19 protein-coding genes and 4 pseudogenes are annotated in these 21,033 nt (G+C 37.4%); 21 read left to right on the forward strand and 2 right to left on the reverse strand.

Annotated features, from left to right (window positions below):
• Positions 1–168: 168 nt before the first annotated feature.
• Together gltX and STRIC_RS08920 are read left to right on the forward strand one after the other, a co-directional pair.
• Entirely contained in the window at positions 169–1,614 is a 1,446-nt protein-coding gene (gltX, locus tag STRIC_RS08915; RefSeq protein WP_008090339.1) for a glutamate--tRNA ligase, read from the forward strand.
• Between the two features lie 353 nt (positions 1,615–1,967).
• Positions 1,968–3,308: pseudogene (locus STRIC_RS08920) on the forward strand (GHKL domain-containing protein).
• 90 nt (positions 3,309–3,398) lie between these two features.
• Here STRIC_RS08920 and STRIC_RS08925 read toward each other — a convergent pair.
• Positions 3,399–4,504, reverse strand: a protein-coding gene (locus STRIC_RS08925; protein WP_156033570.1) for an IS3 family transposase whose coding sequence is annotated in 2 segments (ribosomal slippage) — positions 3,399–4,228 and positions 4,228–4,504 — 1,107 coding nt in all. Because the reading frame shifts where the segments join, the coding sequence is not laid out codon by codon here.
• A gap of 74 nt (positions 4,505–4,578) precedes the next feature.
• Between STRIC_RS08925 and STRIC_RS08935 the strand changes: the two genes are divergently transcribed.
• The 19 genes and pseudogenes from STRIC_RS08935 to STRIC_RS09030 all read left to right on the forward strand — a co-directional run bounded on the left by STRIC_RS08935 (position 4,579) and on the right by STRIC_RS09030 (position 20,084).
• On the forward strand, positions 4,579–5,841 hold the full coding sequence (locus STRIC_RS08935) for a GHKL domain-containing protein (RefSeq protein WP_040832335.1): 1,263 nt from the start codon (positions 4,579–4,581) through the stop codon (positions 5,839–5,841).
• Positions 5,842–5,847: 6 nt separating this feature from the next.
• A pseudogene (locus STRIC_RS08940) lies at positions 5,848–6,585 on the forward strand (LytTR family transcriptional regulator DNA-binding domain-containing protein).
• Between the two features lie 414 nt (positions 6,586–6,999).
• Complete coding sequence (rnpA, locus tag STRIC_RS08945) at positions 7,000–7,359, forward strand: ribonuclease P protein component (protein WP_008090091.1); 360 nt, start codon at positions 7,000–7,002, stop codon at positions 7,357–7,359.
• A complete protein-coding gene (locus STRIC_RS08950; RefSeq protein WP_156033614.1) occupies positions 7,325–8,152 on the forward strand; it encodes a YidC/Oxa1 family membrane protein insertase in 828 nt (275 codons plus the stop codon). Before rnpA ends, STRIC_RS08950 begins: the two co-directional genes overlap by 35 nt.
• A gap of 11 nt (positions 8,153–8,163) precedes the next feature.
• Entirely contained in the window at positions 8,164–9,090 is a 927-nt protein-coding gene (jag, locus tag STRIC_RS08955) for an RNA-binding cell elongation regulator Jag/EloR (protein ID WP_008089959.1), read from the forward strand.
• Positions 9,091–9,287: 197 nt separating this feature from the next.
• Positions 9,288–9,608: an ArsR/SmtB family transcription factor gene (locus STRIC_RS08960; RefSeq protein ID WP_008089736.1), complete on the forward strand. Its 321-nt coding sequence runs from the start codon at positions 9,288–9,290 to the stop codon at positions 9,606–9,608.
• A 64-nt stretch (positions 9,609–9,672) separates the two neighbouring features.
• Positions 9,673–10,669: pseudogene (locus STRIC_RS08965) on the forward strand (permease).
• A gap of 12 nt (positions 10,670–10,681) precedes the next feature.
• Positions 10,682–10,969 carry a thioredoxin family protein gene (locus tag STRIC_RS11955; protein WP_083835450.1) on the forward strand — a complete coding sequence of 96 codons (288 nt, stop codon included), beginning with the start codon at positions 10,682–10,684 and terminating at the stop codon, positions 10,967–10,969.
• On the forward strand, positions 10,903–11,058 hold the full coding sequence (locus STRIC_RS12910; RefSeq protein ID WP_050897406.1) for a thioredoxin family protein: 156 nt from the start codon (positions 10,903–10,905) through the stop codon (positions 11,056–11,058). The genes STRIC_RS11955 and STRIC_RS12910 overlap by 67 nt, the downstream gene beginning before the upstream one ends.
• 905 nt (positions 11,059–11,963) lie before the next feature.
• The gene (locus STRIC_RS08985) at positions 11,964–12,509 is read left to right on the forward strand and encodes a hypothetical protein (RefSeq protein ID WP_008090103.1); all 546 of its coding nucleotides are present in this window, start codon (positions 11,964–11,966) and stop codon (positions 12,507–12,509) included.
• Positions 12,510–12,834: 325 nt separating this feature from the next.
• A complete protein-coding gene (gene rpmH, locus STRIC_RS08990; protein ID WP_002885866.1) occupies positions 12,835–12,969 on the forward strand; it encodes a 50S ribosomal protein L34 in 135 nt (44 codons plus the stop codon).
• Positions 12,970–13,180: 211 nt separating this feature from the next.
• Positions 13,181–13,885 (forward strand): N-acetylmannosamine-6-phosphate 2-epimerase, encoded by a 705-nt coding sequence (locus STRIC_RS08995; RefSeq protein ID WP_008090129.1) that lies wholly within the window; start codon positions 13,181–13,183, stop codon positions 13,883–13,885.
• A gap of 45 nt (positions 13,886–13,930) precedes the next feature.
• A complete protein-coding gene (locus tag STRIC_RS09000; RefSeq protein WP_040832439.1) occupies positions 13,931–15,253 on the forward strand; it encodes an ABC transporter substrate-binding protein in 1,323 nt (440 codons plus the stop codon).
• Positions 15,254–15,352: 99 nt separating this feature from the next.
• Complete coding sequence (locus STRIC_RS09005; protein ID WP_008089647.1) at positions 15,353–16,240, forward strand: carbohydrate ABC transporter permease; 888 nt, start codon at positions 15,353–15,355, stop codon at positions 16,238–16,240.
• An 11-nt stretch (positions 16,241–16,251) separates the two neighbouring features.
• On the forward strand, positions 16,252–17,082 hold the full coding sequence (locus STRIC_RS09010; RefSeq protein ID WP_008089890.1) for a carbohydrate ABC transporter permease: 831 nt from the start codon (positions 16,252–16,254) through the stop codon (positions 17,080–17,082).
• A 14-nt stretch (positions 17,083–17,096) separates the two neighbouring features.
• Positions 17,097–17,552 carry a YhcH/YjgK/YiaL family protein gene (locus STRIC_RS09015; protein ID WP_008089826.1) on the forward strand — a complete coding sequence of 152 codons (456 nt, stop codon included), beginning with the start codon at positions 17,097–17,099 and terminating at the stop codon, positions 17,550–17,552.
• Positions 17,553–17,572: 20 nt separating this feature from the next.
• Positions 17,573–18,223, forward strand: a complete 651-nt coding sequence (locus STRIC_RS09020) for a DUF624 domain-containing protein (protein WP_008090176.1) — start codon at positions 17,573–17,575, stop codon at positions 18,221–18,223.
• A 19-nt stretch (positions 18,224–18,242) separates the two neighbouring features.
• The gene (locus tag STRIC_RS09025) at positions 18,243–19,157 is read left to right on the forward strand and encodes a dihydrodipicolinate synthase family protein (protein WP_008090089.1); all 915 of its coding nucleotides are present in this window, start codon (positions 18,243–18,245) and stop codon (positions 19,155–19,157) included.
• A 21-nt stretch (positions 19,158–19,178) separates the two neighbouring features.
• The gene (locus STRIC_RS09030) at positions 19,179–20,084 is read left to right on the forward strand and encodes an ROK family protein (RefSeq protein ID WP_008090406.1); all 906 of its coding nucleotides are present in this window, start codon (positions 19,179–19,181) and stop codon (positions 20,082–20,084) included.
• A gap of 30 nt (positions 20,085–20,114) precedes the next feature.
• Here the strand turns inward: STRIC_RS09030 and STRIC_RS09035 are convergent.
• Positions 20,115–20,947, reverse strand: a pseudogene (locus tag STRIC_RS09035) (MurR/RpiR family transcriptional regulator).
• Between the last annotated feature and the right edge of the window lie 86 nt (positions 20,948–21,033).

Consider the following 21,033-nt stretch of genomic DNA (forward strand, 5'->3'; position numbering starts at 1 on the left):
GCGTAGAAGAAAAGTCCCTGATTTTCCAATGAAATCAACTCCCTTTTTTAAGTATTTAGTGCTATAATAGAAACGATTGAAATCTTTAGATGAAAAGAGAGATAGCCTAGGAGTGATTTCTTGGGCGACTTGATTTCTCTTTCTAATATGATGAACAGGAGAAGAAGCATGTCTAAACCAATTCGTGTGCGTTATGCACCAAGTCCAACGGGGCTTTTACATATCGGGAATGCCCGAACAGCCCTATTTAACTACCTTTATGCCCGTCGTCACGGAGGCGCTTTTATCATCCGTATTGAAGATACTGACCGTAAACGTCATGTTGAAGACGGTGAACGTTCTCAGCTTGAAAACCTTAAATGGTTGGGAATGGATTGGGATGAAAGCCCAGAAACGCATGAAAACTACCGCCAGTCTGAACGTCTAGAACTTTATCAAAAATACATTGATCAATTGTTAGCTGAAGGAAAAGCCTACAAATCCTATGTCACGGAAGAAGAATTAGCTACTGAACGCGAACGTCAAGAAGCAGGTGGCGAAACGCCTCGTTATATCAATGAATTTATTGGTATGTCAGCTGACGAAAAAGCTAAGTACATTGCTGAGCGTGAAGCAGCAGGTATCGTTCCAACAGTCCGTCTTGCTGTTAATGAGTCCGGTATTTACAAATGGACTGACATGGTTAAAGGTGACATCGAGTTTGAAGGTGGTAATATCGGTGGTGACTGGGTTATTCAAAAGAAAGATGGCTACCCAACTTATAACTTTGCCGTTGTTGTTGATGATCATGATATGCAAATTTCTCACGTTATCCGTGGCGATGACCATATCGCAAATACACCAAAACAATTGATGGTCTATGAAGCTCTTGGCTGGAAAGCACCAGAGTTTGGTCACATGACTCTTATCATCAATTCAGAAACGGGTAAAAAATTATCTAAACGTGATACAAACACGCTTCAATTTATTGAAGATTACCGTAAAAAAGGCTATATGCCAGAGGCAGTCTTCAACTTCATCGCTTTACTTGGGTGGAATCCTGGTGGTGAAGAAGAAATCTTCTCTCGTGAGCAACTAGTCGAGCTTTTTGATGAAAATCGCCTTAGCAAATCACCAGCAGCTTTTGACCAAAAGAAAATGGACTGGATGAGTAATGAGTACCTTAAACATGCTGATTTTGAGACAGTATTTGCGCTATGCAAACCATTCCTTGAAGCAGCTGATCGCTTGACAGAAAAAGCTGAAAAATTAGTGGAACTCTATCAGCCACAATTAAAATCAGCCGATGAAATTGTGCCTTTAACAGACCTTTTCTTTTCTGATTTCCCTGAATTAACAGAAGCAGAAAAAGAAGTCATGGCTGGTGAAACAGTTCCAACCGTACTAGAAGCTTTCAAGGCTAAGTTGGAAGCTATGAGTGATGAAGAATTCCAACCAGAAAATATCTTCCCACAAATCAAGGCTGTTCAAAAAGAAACGGGTATCAAAGGGAAAAATCTCTTCATGCCAATTCGTATCGCTGTTTCAGGTGAAATGCATGGCCCAGAATTACCAAATACTATTTACCTACTTGGACGTGACAAGTCAATTGAGCATATTTCCAAGATGCTTTAAATGATAGTATTATTTATATCACTATTATTTTTTTTCAATATAAGTATAAAAAAGACGAATGATTTTTTACCTTAAGTTTTCTTAAGAAAAATGATTTCGTCTTTTCCTTGTTGTCAAGGCATTTGTCAGCAAATGAAACGGTATCTTGAGGTAACATTTCCTTAAAAGAATCTATTTTTAATATTTTTTTCATGTAATATGCTCTTAATTATTGTATAATACTTTTTTATCTTGCTTGGACTATTATGACTTTTTAAAAAAGACGATTATAGTTGGAGATTTAATTGTAACCAAATAGTATTGTCGGCTAAAGATGAAAATATGCTAAAATAATAAAGTTGGAAGGAGGAGAAATGACTAATATTGACTATGTTTTTTTGCTTCTTTCTATTTTGGTCTATTATATGACAGAAATTCGAATTTTTTCGTTTTTGTCAGATATTAAATTAGCCATTTGGAAGCAACTTTTTTTGTTGGCAGTCGCCCTATTTTTTAATCAATTTGCTTTTTTATCACCCCTTCTCATTGATCCTTTATTATTCCTGTTCATTTTAAAGCTTGAGAAGCAGCCTTGTTTGAGTTTAAAATCACTCTTTTTAGCCTTTATTCCAAGTGTCTTTATCGACTTATTATCTCGTTTTACCGTTATCGTGGTTATTCCTTATATCTTTTTAGCTCATGATATTGATGTGGGACATGGAGTGATTGATTTTATGGCTTACTTATTCTTCCCAGTTTTGCACTTATTAATTATTTTGTGGGAAAAGATTATAAAATAATATTTAAGGCTGATCATTCCAGTCGGGCTAGAAATTTTTACAAAATCCTCCTTATTTTTATTATTGCTTATTATGTTGATATCTTTATGATTTTAGGTTTCACCGATCCTTTTTTACATTTCAAACACTCGGTGACGGCACCTAGGTCATATAAGGTCTTGTTCTTAATTTTTAGTTTGTTATTGATTTACCTCTTATCTTATTTTAACCATGAGTCAAAAGAGTACCTGAAAGGCGAGCTCAAAAAAGAACAAGAAATTTACATTGATAACTTAGAGACTTATGGTAAGCAATTAGAAAAGCCCTATAAGGATGTCAGAGTCTTTCAAAAAGATTACCTTAATCGTTTGGAATTGCTTGGAAAAGCCATCGATGAGCGTTGTGTTACACACATACAAGACGTCTATGCACAAACCGTAGAAGACGCCAGTGATTACTGGGACGATAAACATTACAACATTTCAAAGCTTGGTAAAGTGACGATTTCTTCTATATAAAAGCCTCTTATCAGCAAAAGTAGTAGAAGCAGAAAAAGCCGGGATTTCATTGAACTTGGAGGTTCCTGATCTTATTGAAGAAAGTTTGATACCAGAGCTTGATTTGATTTTACTAATGTCTATTTTTTGTGATAACGCCATTGAAGCGAGCCTTGAAGCAGAGCACTCTAGCATGTCAATAGCCTATTTTTTAGTAGATCATAAACAAGTCTTTGCTGTTACGAATAGCACCAAAGAAGAAAAGGTTGATATTAATAAGCTTTTTGAAGAAGGCTATTCTTCAAAAGGAAGCGATCGAGGCATTGGTCTTTCAAATGCTCAGCGTATTTTACGTAAGTACCCGCAGTTGACTCTAAGGACAAAAAGTCAAAACGGTCAATTTAGTCAGACCTTAACCATTCCAAAAGTGGAGGAGTAAATGATTTACATTTATAGTTTGTTTTTCTTTTATCTCATTATTTGAAAAGGCAACACTTTTCTGTACAACATTTATAAAGTGCTTTTTTCTTTAAGCAATTAATCTCCATGTCATGGGTGTCTGGTAGTTGAGACTGCCATGAATGCGATGGTAATTCCACCAGTGCACATAATCTTTCGTTTTAAGGATTAATTCTTCCAGTGACTGAAAGGTTTCTTGATGAATAAATTCAATTTTGAAAGCGCGATAGGTGCTCTCAGCTACCGCATTGTCATAGGGACAGCCTGCTTGGCTTAGAGAACGATTGATTCCAAAAGCTTCCAACATGTCATCAATCAGCTGATTATCAAACTCCTTCCCACGATCAGAATGGAAGATCTTGACCTTGGTCAGAGCGTAAGGGATGCTCTGAATCGCTTGTTTAACCAATTCGGCGGTCTTATGCCAACCAACTGACAAACCGATGATTTCACGATTGAAGAGATCAATAATCAAGCAAACATAAGCCCAGCTATTACCGACACGAACGTAGGTTAAGTCTGTTACTAAAGCATTTAGAGGCTTTTCTTGATGAAATTGTCTGGCTAAGTGATTAGGAATAGCTGCCACATTCTTCCCTTTTGAATGTGGCTTGAAGGCTGCTTTCTGATAAACGGATACTAAGTTGAGTTTGTGCATGATGCGACGAATCCGACGACGAGACAGCTGGATGCCTTCATTTTCCAAACATTTCTTGATTTTCCTAGCCCCGTATCTGGCCTTACTTTCGAGAAAAATAGCTTTGATATTTTCTTCAAGTTCCGCTTCAGAGACTGGTTTAACAGCCTTGTAGTAATAGCTAGAACGAGGAATGTTCAACCAACGACACATGGCTGAAATGCTATATTTGTCTTTATTAGCAGTGATTACTTCTCTTTTCGTGCCATAATCACCGCCGCTTGCTTTAGGATATCTAACTGCATTTCGAGTTCTTTATTACGCTTTCGGAGTTCAATCAGTTCACGCTGCTCATCTGTAAGATTATCAATAGTTTTAAAGGAACCAGTTGTTTTAGCCTGACGTACCCACTTATCGAAGGTTGATGGGGTTAACTCATATTCTTTGATAAGCTCACTTCGTTTCATCCCTGCATTGTGAAGGTCAACGATTTGTTGCTTAAAGTCATCGGTGAAGTGGCGACGTATTTTTCTAGACATAATATTCTCCTATTTTCTTTAGTGTAGAACACTTTATAAATTCTGTCTAGTTTAGTGTAACCTATTCAATTTTTATGGATAGCTTGGTGGTTTTTTCTAAAACGTCGGGGATCACATTGGGCTGGAAGAAAGGTCTTCTTATTGGCTTTATTTTTAGTGCCATCAATATCGCTATCGGAAATTTGGTTTTAATTGATCAAGCTTTCTTTATTGTTCTTAGTTTTCTTTATGCGCTCCACAAGAAAATTTTTGAGCACATTTTTAATGGACTTTTTTCCATTATGATTGTAGAATTACTTTTTCGAACCATCGGCTCTTTCTTTTTGCTAGCAGTTATCGGCTACACCGTCAGCCAAATTAATAATAATTTAGCATTGACGGGGCTCTGCTATCTCTTGGCTCTGCCAGCTTTTTACATGTTTGCTTACATTTTTAGCATTGATTTGTCGCTGATAAAATTTATTCGCGAAGATCAATTGAAAAAATGGGTGACCTGGATGAACATTTCCATGGTCTTCTATTATATGTTGATTCACTTTTTTGTTTATGCTCAGAGTGATATCTTAAAAATGTATTTTCGTTATCGCTCGATTTTAATTGTGATTTACTTAGCCCTTTTTATGTGGGTCATTATTAAATTAGATCGTTTTGCTAAAGATCAATTGTCTCAGCAGTTAGATTTAGCTCAACAAGAGCGGATTTCTTATTTGGAAAATTATAATCACTATATTGAGCAACTATACCGTGAGATTCGAACAGTCAAACACGATTCAGAAAATATCTTGATTAGTCTAAAAGATAGCATTGACAGTGCTGACTTAGATGAGATTACCAAGGTTTACCAAACAGTGGTACAAAAATCAGCTAGTTCTATTAAAGAGATTGGCTTTGAAATATCTACTTTGGATAATATCAGTGAACCTGTTATTCGGGGATTACTTAGCTCCAAGTTACTGGCAGCTCAAAATTGTGGGATCGATCTCTTTGTTGAAATACCGGATATTATTGAGGAAGTTCCTATCAAACTCCTTGATTTTGTAGCTCTTTTGACAGTGGTTTTGGATAACGCTATTGCATCAGCTAAAGGTAGTAAGCGGCCTTTTTTATCCATTGCTTATTTTAAGCAAGATCAGAAACAGTGTTTCATTATTGAAAATAGTACCAAGCCTAATCGGATTGATATAGCCAAAAAATTCGATTGGAATAAGGCGGATGATTCAGAAGCCTATCAGAAGTGTCTGAGACATTTTCTGACGATTTTAGATAGTTACTCACAGGTGACCTTTTCTACCAAAAGTGACCACTATCGATTAAGACAAATGTTAGAAATGAGATAATAAAGAATGAATATTTTTATTCTAGAGGATGACTTCATACAGCAAACGCGAATTGAAACCGTCGTTAGAGATATTTTAGAAGACAGTAAAATCTCTTGTAGCAAGTTGGAAGTCTTTTCGAGTCCTCAAAAATTATTTGATAGTATCCAAGAAAGAGGCGACCATCAATTGTTTTTGTTAGATATTGAAATTGGTCAGGAATCTCGCTGTGGCTTGGAATTGGCGGCAGATATCCGTCGTAAGGATCCAAATGCCGTTATCGTCTTTGTGACCACTCATTCTGAATTTGCTCCTATCTCTTTTAAATACAAGGTTTCTGCTCTTGATTTTATTGACAAAGCGGTTGATAGTCAGCAATTTAAGGAACAAATTGAGGAGTGTATTCACTATACTAATCAGATGATGTCAAGTCGTGAAACAGAAGATACTTTTTTGTTTGAAACGCCACAGACACGTCTGAAATTACCCTATAAGGATATACTCTATTTTGCGACCTCAACAACTCCTCATAAGGTTTGCTTGTGGACACAGACAGAACGCCTAGAGTTTTATGGTAACTTGTCTGAAATACAAGCTGTAGCCCCAAAACTATACCTTTGTCACCGCTCTTAATTGGTTAATCTTGACAATGTGGTACGAATTGATAAAGCCAAGCAGCTGCTTTATTTTGAAAATGGAGATTCTTGTATGGTGTCACGTCTTAAAATGAAGAGCCTTTTTGAAAAATGGAAAGCGGTTCACTAAAAAGAACATTTTAGGATGAAAAATTAACATTTCAGGAAAAATGTGTCATTTCTCAGAAAATTTCGATATAATAAGTAATGTAAATAAAGATCTACGAAATCATCAGTTTATTAAGTGATCAATCCCCAATTCAATCAAAATATTGTTTTCTCTCTCTCTCCATAAACAAATAGTATTTTTGATATGATTGCTTTCTATCCCCAATGATAATTTCAGTTGTCTTTGTTTGGATATTACTTCACTGGTTATTCAATCAGTAATCATAAAACTCAGGAAACTGAGTTTTATTTTTTTGCTTTCATGGCGCTTAAAAAATTGTCTATGATGTGTAAGCCTTGCCTTAAATTACTTAGGGTTGAGGCTTTCTTGACATTTGTGGTATAATAGTCATAATTTAGATATTGGAGTTAAGTTTTGAAGAAAACCTATCGTGTCAAGCGTGAGAAGGATTTCCAAGCTATTTTTAAGGTTGGAAAGAGTGTGGCAAATCGCAAGTTTGTCGTTTATCATTTAGAAAAAGAACAAAAGCACTTCCGAGTAGGTATTTCTGCGGGTAAAAGGCTTGGTAATGCTGTCACCAGAAATGCTGTCAAGCGTAAAATTAGACATGTCTTAATTGATTTGAGAGATTCTCTTAAATCAGAGGATTTTGTTGTCATTGCGCGTAAAGGTGTTGAAGACTTAAGCTATCAAGAAGTCAAACAAAATTTATATCATGTTTTAAAATTAGCGAAATTGCTTGAGGAAGGTTTTGAGAGTGAAGAAAAAGTTTAAATTAATCAGTTTATTACCAGTCTTGCTATTACTAGCAGCATGTGGACGTGGGGAGGTAACCGCTCACTCATCTAACGGTTGGGACCAGTTGGTTTATTTTTTTGCCAAGGCCATTAAATGGCTAGCCTTTGATGGCTCTATTGGGGTTGGTATTATTTTATTTACCCTCATTATTCGCCTTGTGTTAATGCCTTTATTTAATATGCAAATTAAATCTAGTCAAAAAATGCAAGATATCCAACCAGAGTTAAAAGCGTTGCAAAAACAGTATGCTGGTAAAGACACTGAATCTCGGATGAAGTTAGCTGAAGAAAGTCAAGCCTTATACAAGAAATATGGTGTCAATCCTTATGCTAGTCTCTTGCCCTTAGTCATTCAAATGCCTGTTATGCTGGCACTTTTCCAAGCTTTAACACGTGTGTCCTTCTTAAAAACAGGAACCTTTTTATGGGCTGAATTAGCACAGCATGACCACCTTTACATTTTGCCAGTTTTAGCTGCCCTATTCACTTTTGCTTCAACTTGGTTGACTAACATGGCTGCTAAAGAAAAAAATATCATGATGACAGTGATGATTTACGTCATGCCTTTAATGATCTTTTTCATGGGGCTTAATCTGGCTAGTGGTGTGGTTCTTTATTGGACGGTGTCAAATGCTTTCCAAGTCGTTCAGCTTTTGCTTTTGAACAACCCGTTTAAGATTGTGGCTGAACGTAAACGTTTAGCTGATGAAGAAAGAGAACGCCGCGTTCGTGAACGCCGCGCCCGTAAAAAAGCTTTAAAGAGAAGATAGGAGTTTAGGTTATGGTATTGTTTACAGGTAAAACCGTTGAGGAAGCTATTGAAAATGGTCTGGCAGAGTTAGGACTATCCCGCCTTAAAGCACATATCAAAGTGATTTCCAAAGAGAAAAAAGGATTCCTTGGTTTTGGTAAGAAGCCAGCTCAAGTAGACATTGAAGGGATTAATGAGAAGACCGTCTATAAAGCGGATAAAAAAGCAGTTCGTGGTGTTCCAGAAGAAATCAACCGCCAAAACGCTCCTGTCATTCATCCAGATGAGTTGGCAGTTCAAGAACTAAAAGAAGCCAAGGCCAAAGAAGTTGCTGATCAAAAGGTGGTTCCTTTAGAGGGGCATGTAGCAACTGGTGAAGTTTCAGCACCTACAATTGCACCAAATAAAGATGATGCAGATAGTAAGTCTGCAGAGGAAAATACTGACAGAGCAGTCGAAGATGATACTTCTAGTCAAGAATTAGAAGACAGCTTGAGTAAAGATATTGATCAAGCGGCTCAAGAAGTTTCTGATTATGTGACTAAGATTATCTATGAGATGGATATCGATGCTACCATTGAAAGAAGTAATAGCCGTCGTCAAATCAATTTGCAAATTGAGACCCCAGAGGCTGGTCGTGTTATTGGTTATCATGGCAAGGTGCTTAAGTCTTTGCAACTCTTGGCTCAAAACTTCTTGCATGATCGTTATTCTAAGAATTTCTCTGTTAGCTTAAATGTCCATGATTATGTGGAGCACCGTACGGAGACCTTAATTGATTTTACACAAAAGATTGCTAAAAGAGTTTTAGACTCTGGTCAAGACTATACTATGGATCCAATGAGCAATAGCGAGCGTAAGATTGTTCATAAAACCATTTCAACTATTGAAGGTGTCGAGAGCTATTCAGAAGGCAATGACCCTAATCGTTATGTGGTTGTTAGTTTGCAACGATAATAAGTAGGAGCTTAGGACAAGTTTGTCCTAAGCTCTTTTTGTTACTGGTGCTTTTATGAGGAGCTGACTGATTCTAACGTTAATAATGTTAAGGGCTTATCGTCTGTGCAGTATTTTTTTGATTGACAGTTTTTAAATGTCGTGATAAGCTATTTTTGGAAAAACAAATCAAGATTTTTTGATATGAGGAGACTGTGATGTCGGATTTTACAAGAGATGCCCAACTGTTTAAAGCCCTGGCAGATGAAAAACGTCTTCTTATTCTAGATTATTTAAAGAATGGAGAGACTTGTGCTTGTGTTTTGATTGACGTATTAGGGATAGCCCAGTCTGCCTTGTCCTATCATATGAAAATTTTATGTCAATCAGGTATTGTCTCTAGTCGTCAAGATGGGAAATGGAAGCATTATCGTCTTAGTGAAAGTGGAGCTGATGAATTGCTTGAGCGTTTAAAAGTGATAACTGATAGTAAAGGAGAGCCTGCTAATGCCTGTCCTTGTCTTCAAAAGTCATCGTAAGTATGGCTTTTCAGTTTAATTAACATATCAAATTTTGTTGATATGTTGTAGAAAAGGAATATACATGTGGACCTTTATTCAAGACCAACTTTTAGGAATGAAGTGGTTAAATGACTTAGTTGAACAGTTTTTAACAATGATAGGGGTAGAAGTATCCTCGCAAATAGGGGGGAAGTTTACATTTTTTTATTTACGATGTGATTAAAATTACTCTTTTGCTTTGTTTGTTAATCTTTTTCATCTCTTATGTGCAAAGTTATTTCCCGCCAGAGCGTAGCCGAAAGATTCTAAGACGCTTTGATGGCATTTGGGCAAATATAGTTGCTGCTTTATTGGGGACGGTCACTCCTTTTTGTTCGTGTTCGTCGATTCCTCTTTTTATGGGATTCACCAGTGCAGGTCTTCCAGTTGGTGTTACTTTTTCTTTTTTAATCTCTTCACCGATGGTAGATTTGGGTAGCTTAATCCTATTGATGAGTATTTTTGGCAGCAAGATTGCTTTGATTTATGTCTTTCTTGGCTTGATAGTTGCTGTTTTAGGAGGCAGTCTTATTGAAGCGTTAGGTATGGAAAAGTTCGTTGAGGATTTTGTTAAACAGGCTAAAATGCCCACATTAGCAGAGAAAAAACTTTCTTTACAAGATAGAATGCAGTTTGCAAAAGAAGCGGTTAAAGAGACCTTTAAAAAAGTCTTTCCTTATATCTTGATAGGTGTGGGGATTGGTGCAGGCATTCATAACTGGATTCCAGAAAGTTGGGTGATTGCTACTTTGGGTAGTCATAATCCTTCTGGAGTCTTCATAGCCACCGCTATTGGCATTCCCATGTATGCGGATATTTTTGGATCTATCCCCGTAGCAGAAGCTTTATTAAGTAAAGGGGCGCAGTTAGGAACGGTTTTATCTTTTATGATGGCTGTTACAACTCTTAGTTTTCCCTCGCTTATTATGTTAAAAATAGCCGTAAAACCTCCCTTACTAATTGCTTTTATGGCTATTTGTTCCATAGGTATTATTGTAGTAGGTTATCTCTTTAATATGTTACAGTATCTCATTATTTAGGAGGAAAAAATGATGTCACAAAATGTCGTAGATCACTTGTCTGTTAAGATTTTAGGGTCTGGTTGTAAAAAGTGCAATTTATTAGAAGAACATGTCCGACAGGCTTTTCTGGAGCTAGACTTGCCGGTAAGGATTGCACATGAAAAAGATTTTGCTACTATTTGTAGTTATGGCGTTATGGCGTTATGGCGTTATGGCGTTATGGCGTTATGGCGTTATGGCGTTATGGCGTTATGGCGTTATGGCGTTATGGCGTTATGGCGTTATGGCGTTATGGCGTTATGGCAACCCCTGCCTTAGCTTTTGATGAGGAAGTGGTATCTTCAGGAAAAGTCCTTACTGTTGATGAGGTTAAAGGCCTTCTCAAGGAAAAACTAGGCGATAAATAGGGATTGAGAAAGGTTTAGGGCTTGAGCGTTTCTGACATTTTTAGGAAACTAGCTTAATTCCAAGTCCTTAGGGATGTAGAGATTTCAAAATATCATGTCAAGACAAAGTAAAAGTAAGTGTCTAGAGTTTTGAGAATTAATAAGAATATCGAATCAGTTTAAGAGAACGAGAAATCGTTCTCTTTTTGTATTGCTTTTGATTAGCAGAAAGGAAGTCGTTTTATGAAAACAAATCAAAAAAATTACGTATACAACAAAAACAATCAAGAAATATGGTAATTGCTTCACTGATGAAAGATACAGGTTGGCCACGGTCTAAAGTTGAGGAGTCACTTCGTGAACTTGAACAGTTTAATTTGATTGAGTTTCCTTCAACTTGAGAAACGATGTTGTAAGTTATTGGAATTAGTTAATAACTTATCAACAAAATCTTTAGAGAAAGAACTTACGTAGTGATAATGTTAAAGGTATGCTTGGATTCATAGCTGATTGTCTTTTTTACGCTTTTATATTGTATTATATAATAAGGACGCATAATATAACAGTATAACATAAAAACGCTTTCATAAAAAGACTTGTATTATAAAAAAAGATTTGTTATATTAGATTTGTAAAAAAATAATGATAAGGAGGAATCCCATGTCTCACTTGATTAGATGGTTTATTGCATTATTTTTTATAGTCATTTATTTTGTCTTCGTAGATGCATTTTCTAACTGGATGTTAATTCTAACTACAGTATATTTATTATTGGCTACAGTTACTTTTCCATTAACCGAAGAATGGGCAAGTAAAAAAATGTTAAACAAGTTTCCAATGTTCTCAACTTACAGTATTCCAAATTTGAATATCCCACTTATCTATATACTGTCTCCTGTGTTATTTTACTTAAAAATGAGGAAAAAATGAATAAGAAATTTAAATATTTATCAGTGATTTTGCTTCTTCTAATTTCTATTGGGACTATTTTTTCACCGATATCAGTAGTTGTTTCAGCACAAACAGTTGAAACCGAAATGGTAGAGTATAGTGACAACGAAATTAAAGCTGTTGCAGAGGAATTAAAGTTTTATTTTAGTGAAGCAGGATATCTTGATGATGACGGTGTATATCATGTAACAAACCCAGAACTAATTAAGCAAAAAGCAGATAGTGGGTCAGATGAAGTACAAGATTTATATGACCTTTATCTCAGTAGAAATGCACCAATTTATTATAAGAGTGGTAGAGATTTTATAGTCTGTATTGCAAGGGATTATTTTGGAGTATACATTGATATTTTAAATGGGAATGTCATTAGTGCTTTACAAGGTTATGTTTTAAGTCAACAGTGGGAAAGAGCTGCATTCTACTTTTTACAATTAATAGGCAAATCAACTTCAAAAGCAAATATAGTTGCCACTGCAGGACAGTTAGCCGTCGCTGTGTATAATTGTAGATCTAAATTATAATTAGTATTTTTAAGGGGATATTCATTAAGCTCGATTTATCATCAAGCTTTTAGTATATAATCTAAAACATTTTTTAACTAACATAATGTTAGTTAAAAATAGAGTTATTAAGTTTGATAAGAAATCTTTAGGGGATTAACCAAAATCTCAGTTGCTTATTGAAGATATAAGGAATAAAGCATCTTCACAATGTCATGTCGAGACAAAGTAAAAAATTGTCTTGACATGACCGCTTATTTATTATAGAATATTATGGTATGTTTAGTAACTGATATCACAAATAGCCGGCTAAACGAATACGAAAATCTATGAGGAGGTATTCACTGTGAAACGTACTTATCAACCAAGTAAAATCCGTCGTCAACGTAAACACGGATTCCGTCACCGTATGTCAACTAAAAACGGACGTCGCGTGCTTGCAGCTCGTCGTCGTAAAGGACGTAAAGTATTATCAGCTTAATCGCCAGAATATAAATAAAGTAAAACCAGGAGTGCTCGAGGCTCGTGGTTTTTTGTTTGCCTTTTATTTCTGAAAATAAATTCAATAATCTCCTATTTTTGAGAAAATATGAAAGTAGTTTCTAAAGCTTCAACTAATATTGTAAACGCTTTATTTATTGTTATAATAAGGTTGTGAACGTTCGTAAGATTAAAAAGCAAGGAGTAGACGAATGAAGGCTAAGGTTGATAAAGACAGCTTTTTAAAGATGATAAAAGGGGGATTAATTGTCTCTTGCCAAGCCTTGCCAGGAGAACCGCTTTATTCAGAAGACGGTGGTATTATGCCTCTTATGGCAAAGGCTGCTCAAGAAGCGGGTGCAGTAGGTATCAGAGCTAATTCGGTTCGTGATATTAAAGAAATACAAGCCGTTACCGATTTGCCCATTATTGGCATTATCAAAAAAGATTATCCTCCTCAAGAGCCCTTTATTACGGCAACTATGGCGGAGATAGATGCTTTGGCAGCACTAGATATTGCAGTAATTGCACTAGATTGTACCAAACGTCCACGTCACGATGGTCAAACCATTAGTGACTTTGTGAAGGCTATTAAGTCGAAATATCCGAATCAATTACTCATGGCTGACATCAGCACTTTCGAAGAAGGGGTTCTAGCTTATGAAGCTGGAGTTGATTTTGTTGGGACTACCTTATCTGGATATACGGACTATAGTCGTCAATCAGACGGTCCTGATTTGGCTTTAATGGATGCACTTTGCCGTCAGGGGATTCCAGTGATAGCCGAAGGCAAAATCCATACACCACAGCAAGCCAAAGATGTTCAAGATATAGGATTTGCAGGCATAGTTGTGGGAGGTGCGATTACGCGTCCCAAAGAAATTGCAGAACGCTTTATTCAAGCGCTCAAAGATTAAGTTTGTGTTATTAATTAGCTTATTAATCATAAAGGAGATTGTATGATGAATTTGAAGAAATTGGCTTCATTAACTATGCTTGGGGCATCTGTTTTAGGATTGGCTGCCTGTTCTGGTAATTCAGATAAGTCAGCAAGTGGAGACAAAAGCTCTTCTGCTGATAAAACAGAAATTACCTGGTGGGCGTTTCCCGTATTTACACAGGAAAAAGCAGAAGATGGTGTCGGCACTTATGAAAAGAAAATCATTGCTGCCTTTGAAAAGAAAAACCCAGAGATTAAGGTTAATTTAGAAACGATTGATTTCACCTCTGGTCCAGAAAAGATTACCACTGCGATTGAAGCAGGAACAGCTCCAGACGTCCTTTTTGATGCCCCAGGACGTATCATTCAATATGGTAAAAATGGTAAATTAGCTAAATTAGATGATCTTTTCACAGATGACTTCACCAAAGATGTCAGTAATGATAAGTTGATACAAGCCTCAAAAGCTGGTGATATCGCTTATATGTATCCGATTAGTTCAGCACCTTTTTACATGGCTTTAAACAAAAAAATGCTAAAAGATGCTGGAGTGCTTGAATTGGTTAAAGAAGGCTGGACCACAGATGACTTTGAAAAAGTGCTTAAAGCATTGAAAAATAAAGGTTACAATCCAGGTTCCTTCTTTGCCAACGGTCAAGGAGGAGACCAAGGGCCACGTGCTTTCTTTGCGAATCTCTATAGCAGCCATATCACTGACGACAAAGTCAGCAAATACACAACAGATGATGCTGACTCTATTAAAGCGATGACTAAAATATCAGATTGGATTAAAGAGGGCTTGATGATGAATGGCTCTCAATACGATGGCTCTGCGGATATTCAAAATTTTGCCAATGGTCAAACTTCATTTACCATTTTATGGGCACCTGCTCATCCGGGGATTCAAGCCAAATTATTGGAAGCAAGTAAGGTTGATTATCTTGAAATCCCATTCCCTTCAAACGATGGCAAAGCAGAACTAGAATATTTGGTTAATGGATTTGCAGTCTTTAATAACAAAGACGACAAAAAAGTGGAAGCTTCTAAAAAGTTCATCCAGTTTATTGCGGATGACAAAACATGGGGTCCTAAAAATGTGGTTCGTACAGGTGCCTTTCCTGTAAGAACTTCCTACGGTGACCTTTATCAAGACAAACGCATGGAAAAAATAGCGGATTGGACAAAACTCTACTCCCCTTATTACAATACTATCGATGGATTTGCTGAAATGAGAACCTTGTGGTTCCCAATGGTACAGGCTGTCTCTAATGGAGATGAAAAACCAGAAGCAGCCTTGAAAGCTTTTACGGAAAAAGCTAACAAGACCATCTCAAAAGCACAATAAGTGTTTCGTAAAGATAGCTCCTTTCCAATGCTCATAACAGGACTATTGGGAAGGGGCTTTTGTCATGATAAACCTTGATAGGGAGAGAGGTACACGTAAGTGAATGTCAATAAACTAAAAATGAGAGAAACCCTAATCTCATATGCTTTTCTAGCACCAGTCTTACTTTTCTTTGGTATTTTTGTCTTGATACCGATGATTATGGGATTTGTAACTAGCTTCTTTAACTATTCCATGACAGAATTTCGGTTTGTGGGATTGGCTAATTATGTTCGGATGTTTCAGGATCCTATTTTTATTAAATCGCTCATTAATACCTTAATTATCGTCATTGGCTCTGTGCCTATTGTCGTCTTTTTCTCACTTTTTGTGGCGGCTAAGACTTATGATAAAAATGTGGTGGCACGTTCTTTTTACCGTGCGGTCATCTTTTTACCAGTAGTAACAGGTAGTGTCGCTGTTACTGTCGTATGGAAATGGATCTACGATCCTGTGTCAGGTATCTTAAATTATGCGCTGCGTTATGTGCATGTGATAGAGCAAAATATCAGTTGGTTAGGGGATAAGCACTGGGCCTTGTTAGCCATTATTGTCATTTTGTTAACCACTTCTGTGGGTCAACCGATTATCCTCTACATTGCAGCCATGGGTAATATAGATAATTCTTTAGTGGAGGCTGCTCGAGTAGACGGGGCAACAGAATTCCAAGTGTTTTGGAATATCAAGTGGCCGAGCTTGTTGCCGACTACTTTGTATATCGCAGTAATTACGACCATCAATTCCTTCCAGTGTTTTGCTTTGATTCAATTGTTAACTTCTGGTGGCCCCAATTACTCTACTAGTACCTTGATGTACTATCTGTACGAAAAAGCTTTTAAATTGTCTGAATACGGTTATGCTAACACCATAGGAGTATTCTTAGCTGTTATGATTGCTATTATTAGTTTCGCCCAGTTTAAAATTTTGGGAAATGAAGTGGAATATTAGGAGGAGTTAAGATGACAAAAGCAAAAATTACCTTATCTGATATTCTGACGACATTTATTTTGTGTGTGCTCACAGTCTTGTTTATTTTTCCTTTTTATTGGATTATGACGGGAGCTTTTAAGTCACAACCAGATACTATTGTGATTCCGCCCCAGTGGTGGCCAAAAGCGCCAACTATTGACAATTTTAGAGCCTTAGTCATTCAAAACCCAGCCTTGAAGTGGCTGTGGAACAGTGTTTTTATTTCTTTAGCAACCATGTTTTTGGTTTGTGGGACGTCATCTTTGGCAGGTTACGCCTTAGCTAAAAAACGCTTTTATGGGCAAGGACTTTTGTTCTCAATTTTTATAGCAGCAATGGCATTGCCTAAGCAGGTGGTTTTAGTGCCACTGGTACGTATCGTGAATTTTATGGGAATTCATGACACTATGGCAGCTGTCATCCTACCTCTTGTGGGTTGGCCTTTTGGGGTTTTCTTGATGAAACAGTTTTCGGAAAATATTCCTACGGAGTTATTGGAATCAGCAAAGATTGATGGGTGTGGGGAAATCAGAACTTTCTTTAATGTGGCTTTTCCTATTGTAAAACCAGGCTTTGCAGCCTTGGCTATCTTTACTTTTATCAATACATGGAATGATTATTTTATGCAATTGGTCATGTTGACTTCGCGAGATAACCTAACCATTTCTTTAGGAGTAGCCACTATGCAAGCAGAAATGGCCACTAATTATGGCTTGATTATGGCGGGCGCAGCAATGGCAGCAGTGCCGATCGTAGCAGTCTTTCTCATTTTCCAAAAATCCTTTACCCAAGGGATTACTATGGGAGCTGTTAAGGGCTAAGGAGGTTCGATGCCATGATATATGATGATATTAGCTATATTCACAGATACAAAGGGATTCATCCTGACTTGGATAGTGCCATAAGCTATTTAGAAAGTCAGGATATTAAGCAATTACAAGAAGGTCGACACCGTATCTTGGATGATAAAATTGTGCTCTTTATTCAAAAAAATCGGCTTTCCAAAGACAGTAATGAGACATTTGAATACCATAAGCGTTATGCTGACTTGCATCTTTTGCTTGAAGGAAGTGAGTCAATAGCTTACGGACAGGGTGCTTGCCAGTATCTGGGAGATTTTAAAGATCAAGAAGATATCGGTTTTATGTCTTGTGATCAGTCGATTGCTCTTGTTTTAGGAGCTGGGCAGTTTGCCTATTTTTATCCTGAAGAAGCCCATCAACCTAACGGTTTCAATCATGCAGGAGAAGAAGTTGTCAAATGCCTCATCAAGGTTTTGATGACACAGTAGAAATAGAAAGGAAGTAGCCAGTGGCAGGATCCAAAAACACGATTGTGCAATCACTTTTTAGGCTGGATAGTAAGTGGATGAGGTATTCAGCTTTCATTTTTGATTTGCTGATTTTAAATGGACTCTTTTTGCTAACTTGTTTTCCTTTGGTCACGCATGGAGTGGCTCAGCTAGCCCTCTATGCAACTCTAAGAGATTTACGCCAAGGGCAAGCGGCGTCTGTTTCGAGGACTTATCTTCATTACTGTCGTCGTTATGGTAAAAGAGGATTGCTTTTGGGGATAACAGAATTAGTCTTGTTAGGAATAGCATTTTTGGATTTTTATTTGGTTAAGAATCAGACAACTCCGGCTTTTCAAGTATTTAAGCTCTTTTGCTTAGCTATAGGTTTTTTAAGTCTTGTCATTTATCGCTATGCTTATCCTTTAGCTATTAGGACATCTTTTTCACTGATTACTTTATGGCGAACATGTGTCTTGTTGGCAGCTTACTTTTTACCGTGGACAATTGGTTTTTTAGGTGTCATGGCGCTTGTCTTTTTAATGCTACAGCTCTCCCTTTTTTATCTGCTAATAGGGCTTTCTTTTTTAGCTATAATCGGCTGTAGCAGTATAAGCTATCTCTACCTAATAGTAATGGAAGGCTTGTTCAAGAAACTAAAATTTGATTAGAAAATAGAGGAAACCATTTATGAGAGATTTAAAAAAATACCAAGGTATTATTCCTGCTTTTTATGCGTGTTATGATAAAGAAGGAGCTGTCAGTCCTGAAAGAGTTCGAGCTCTGACGCAATACTTTATCGATAAAGGAGTTCAGGGACTTTATGTTAATGGTTCGTCTGGCGAATGTATTTACCAAAGCCTAGAGGATCGCAAGTTGATTTTAGAAAACGTTATGGCTGTTGCCAAAGGAAAATTAACTATTATTAATCATGTTGCCTGTAATAATAGTCAAGACAGTATAGCCTTGGCAAAACATGCAGAAAGTTTAGGGGTCGATGCTATCGCAGCTATTCCTCCTATTTATTTCCGCTTGCCAGATTATGCGGTGGCAGCTTACTGGAATGCTATTTCAGAAGCAGCCCCTCAGACGGATTTTGTCATTTATAACATTCCACAATTAGCGGGAATTGCACTGACACCTAGTCTTTACCAAGAGATGCTCAAAAATGACCGTGTCATCGGTGTCAAAAACTCTTCGATGCCAGTTCAAGATATTCAAGTCTTCACTGCTCTGGGAGGGGAGGATCATATGGTCTTTAACGGTCCAGATGAACAATTCTTAGGTGGTCACTTGATGGGTGCTAAAGCAGGTATTGGAGGAACTTATGGGGCAATGCCTGAACTTTTTCTACGCTTAAATCAGTTAATTGCAGATAAAGAGCTAGAAAAGGCTCAAGAATTGCAATATGCTATAAATGATATTATTGCTGTCTTGGTTTCTGCTCGTGGCAATATGTATGCGGTAATCAAAGAAGTGCTTCGTTTAAATGAAGGCCTTGATATTGGTTCGGTACGCTCACCTCTATTTCCTTTAGTAGAGGAAGATATGGTGATTTGTCAAGAAGCAGCATTGATTAATCGTGCCAAGGAAAATTTTTGTTAAACAGTTGGTAAGGAGAAAAGTATGGCAAAATACCTATCCATTGATATCGGTGGCACAGCCATCAAGTACGGATTGATTTCAGAGGAAGGGCAGATTCTAGAAAAACATGAGCAGGCTACACATGCTTATAAAGGTGGCCCCTATATCTTAGAAACAGTCAAAGGCTTGGTGGAAGATTATCATTCTAAAGAATGTCTGGCAGGAGTTGCCATTTCCTCAGCTGGGATGGTCGACCCTAATCAGGGAGCCATTTTTTACTCTGGCCCACAAATCCCTAATTACGCAGGCACTCAATTTAAAAAGGAGATAGAAGAAGCCTTTCAAATTCCCTGTGAAATAGATAATGATGTTAACTGTGCAGGTTTGGCAGAAGCCATTTCAGGAAGTGCAAAAGATGCTGATGTGGCCATTTGTTTGACCATTGGAACAGGAATTGGTGGCTGTTTGCTGGTCGATGGAAAGGTCTTTCATGGCAGTAGATATGCTGCTTGTGAAGTGGGATATATGCTGTTGCCAGATGGGCAATTTCAAGATTTAGCCTCAACAACCGCTCTGGTTCATGAAGTGGCTAGGCGCTATGGTCAAGAAGCTAGTCAGTGGGATGGTCGACGGATTTTTGAAAAGGCTAAAGCCGGCGATGTTCATTGTATAGCAGCTATCGATCGCATGGTAACTTACCTAGGCCAAGGAATAGCCAACATATGCTATGTGGCAAATCCTAGTCATGTCATTTTAGGTGGAGGAATCATGGCACAATCAGATTATCTCGCGCCAAAATTAAAAGCTTCCCTAGCTCATTATCTGGTTCCTAGCTTAGCGGAAAAAACACAAATAACTTTTGCTAGTCATGGCAACAGCGTGGGTATCTTGGGTACCTACTATCACTTAAGGCAAAAAGAGAAAACCTTCAAACACACCGAGAAGTAAAAAGGCGTCCCTTTAGGGAGCCTTTTGCTTTTAATCAGATTTTTCTTGTCCATTAATAATGGTATTTTTAAAGATTTTTTCTTTATGGACTTTATCAATAGCCAGAACATAAGCGTAGATAATATCCATCATAATCAATAAGGGAAATTGAGGAGAAACACGATTACCATAGTTGAGCTGGTGTGTAGAGGAGACCTTTATCACCTCAAAAGCTTGATGATAGTCTTCTTCTGACTGAGTTGTTAATAAAATGGTTTTGGCACCTCGGCTAGATGCTTGATTTAGAGCGTTGATGACAGAAGAAGTCTTCCCAGAGAGGGAAAAACCAAAGACAAGACAGTCTTCATTGACCAAACTGTTTGCCCAAGTAAAGCCATCGGTATCAGAATAGGCATCGCAAATAATTCCCAGTCGCATAAAGCGCAGCTTCATTTCTTGGGCGACTAAGGCAGAGGAGCCTTTTCCAAAGAAGTAAATACGTTCGGAGGCATCTATGCATTTAGCCAGATTTTGTAGCTTGTCTTCATCCACCAAATCATAGGTTTTATTAATCAAGGCATTGTAGTCCATTAAAACACGCTTTGTAAGCTCTAGGTTAATGAATTGGAAGTTATCTTCTGCTTCTTTCAAGCTGTTAATGTAATCAAAGGCGAAGGCGCTCTATAACCTGAAAAGCCACACTTCTTAGCAAAGCGTGTCAATGCAGCTTGAGAGACATGCAGTCGCTTAATCATTAAGGAAGCAGTCAAATCTTGTGCTTGTAAGTCGGTCTCCATAAAAAAATGAGCAATATCTTTTTCTAAGCTAGTCATATGTTCTAAGGCGGCTTCGATGGTTGTCACTAAACGATGGCTTTTTCTCATGCAGGACTCCTAAGGGTAAGGCTTTTCCTACCTAGTATAACATAAAAGTTAAGCAGGAAGACAGCGCAATTTGCCATCAGACTCAC

Origin of the sequence: Streptococcus ictaluri 707-05 (assembly GCF_000188015.2) — a bacterium.
Taxonomy (GTDB): Bacteria; Bacillota; Bacilli; order Lactobacillales; family Streptococcaceae; genus Streptococcus; species Streptococcus ictaluri.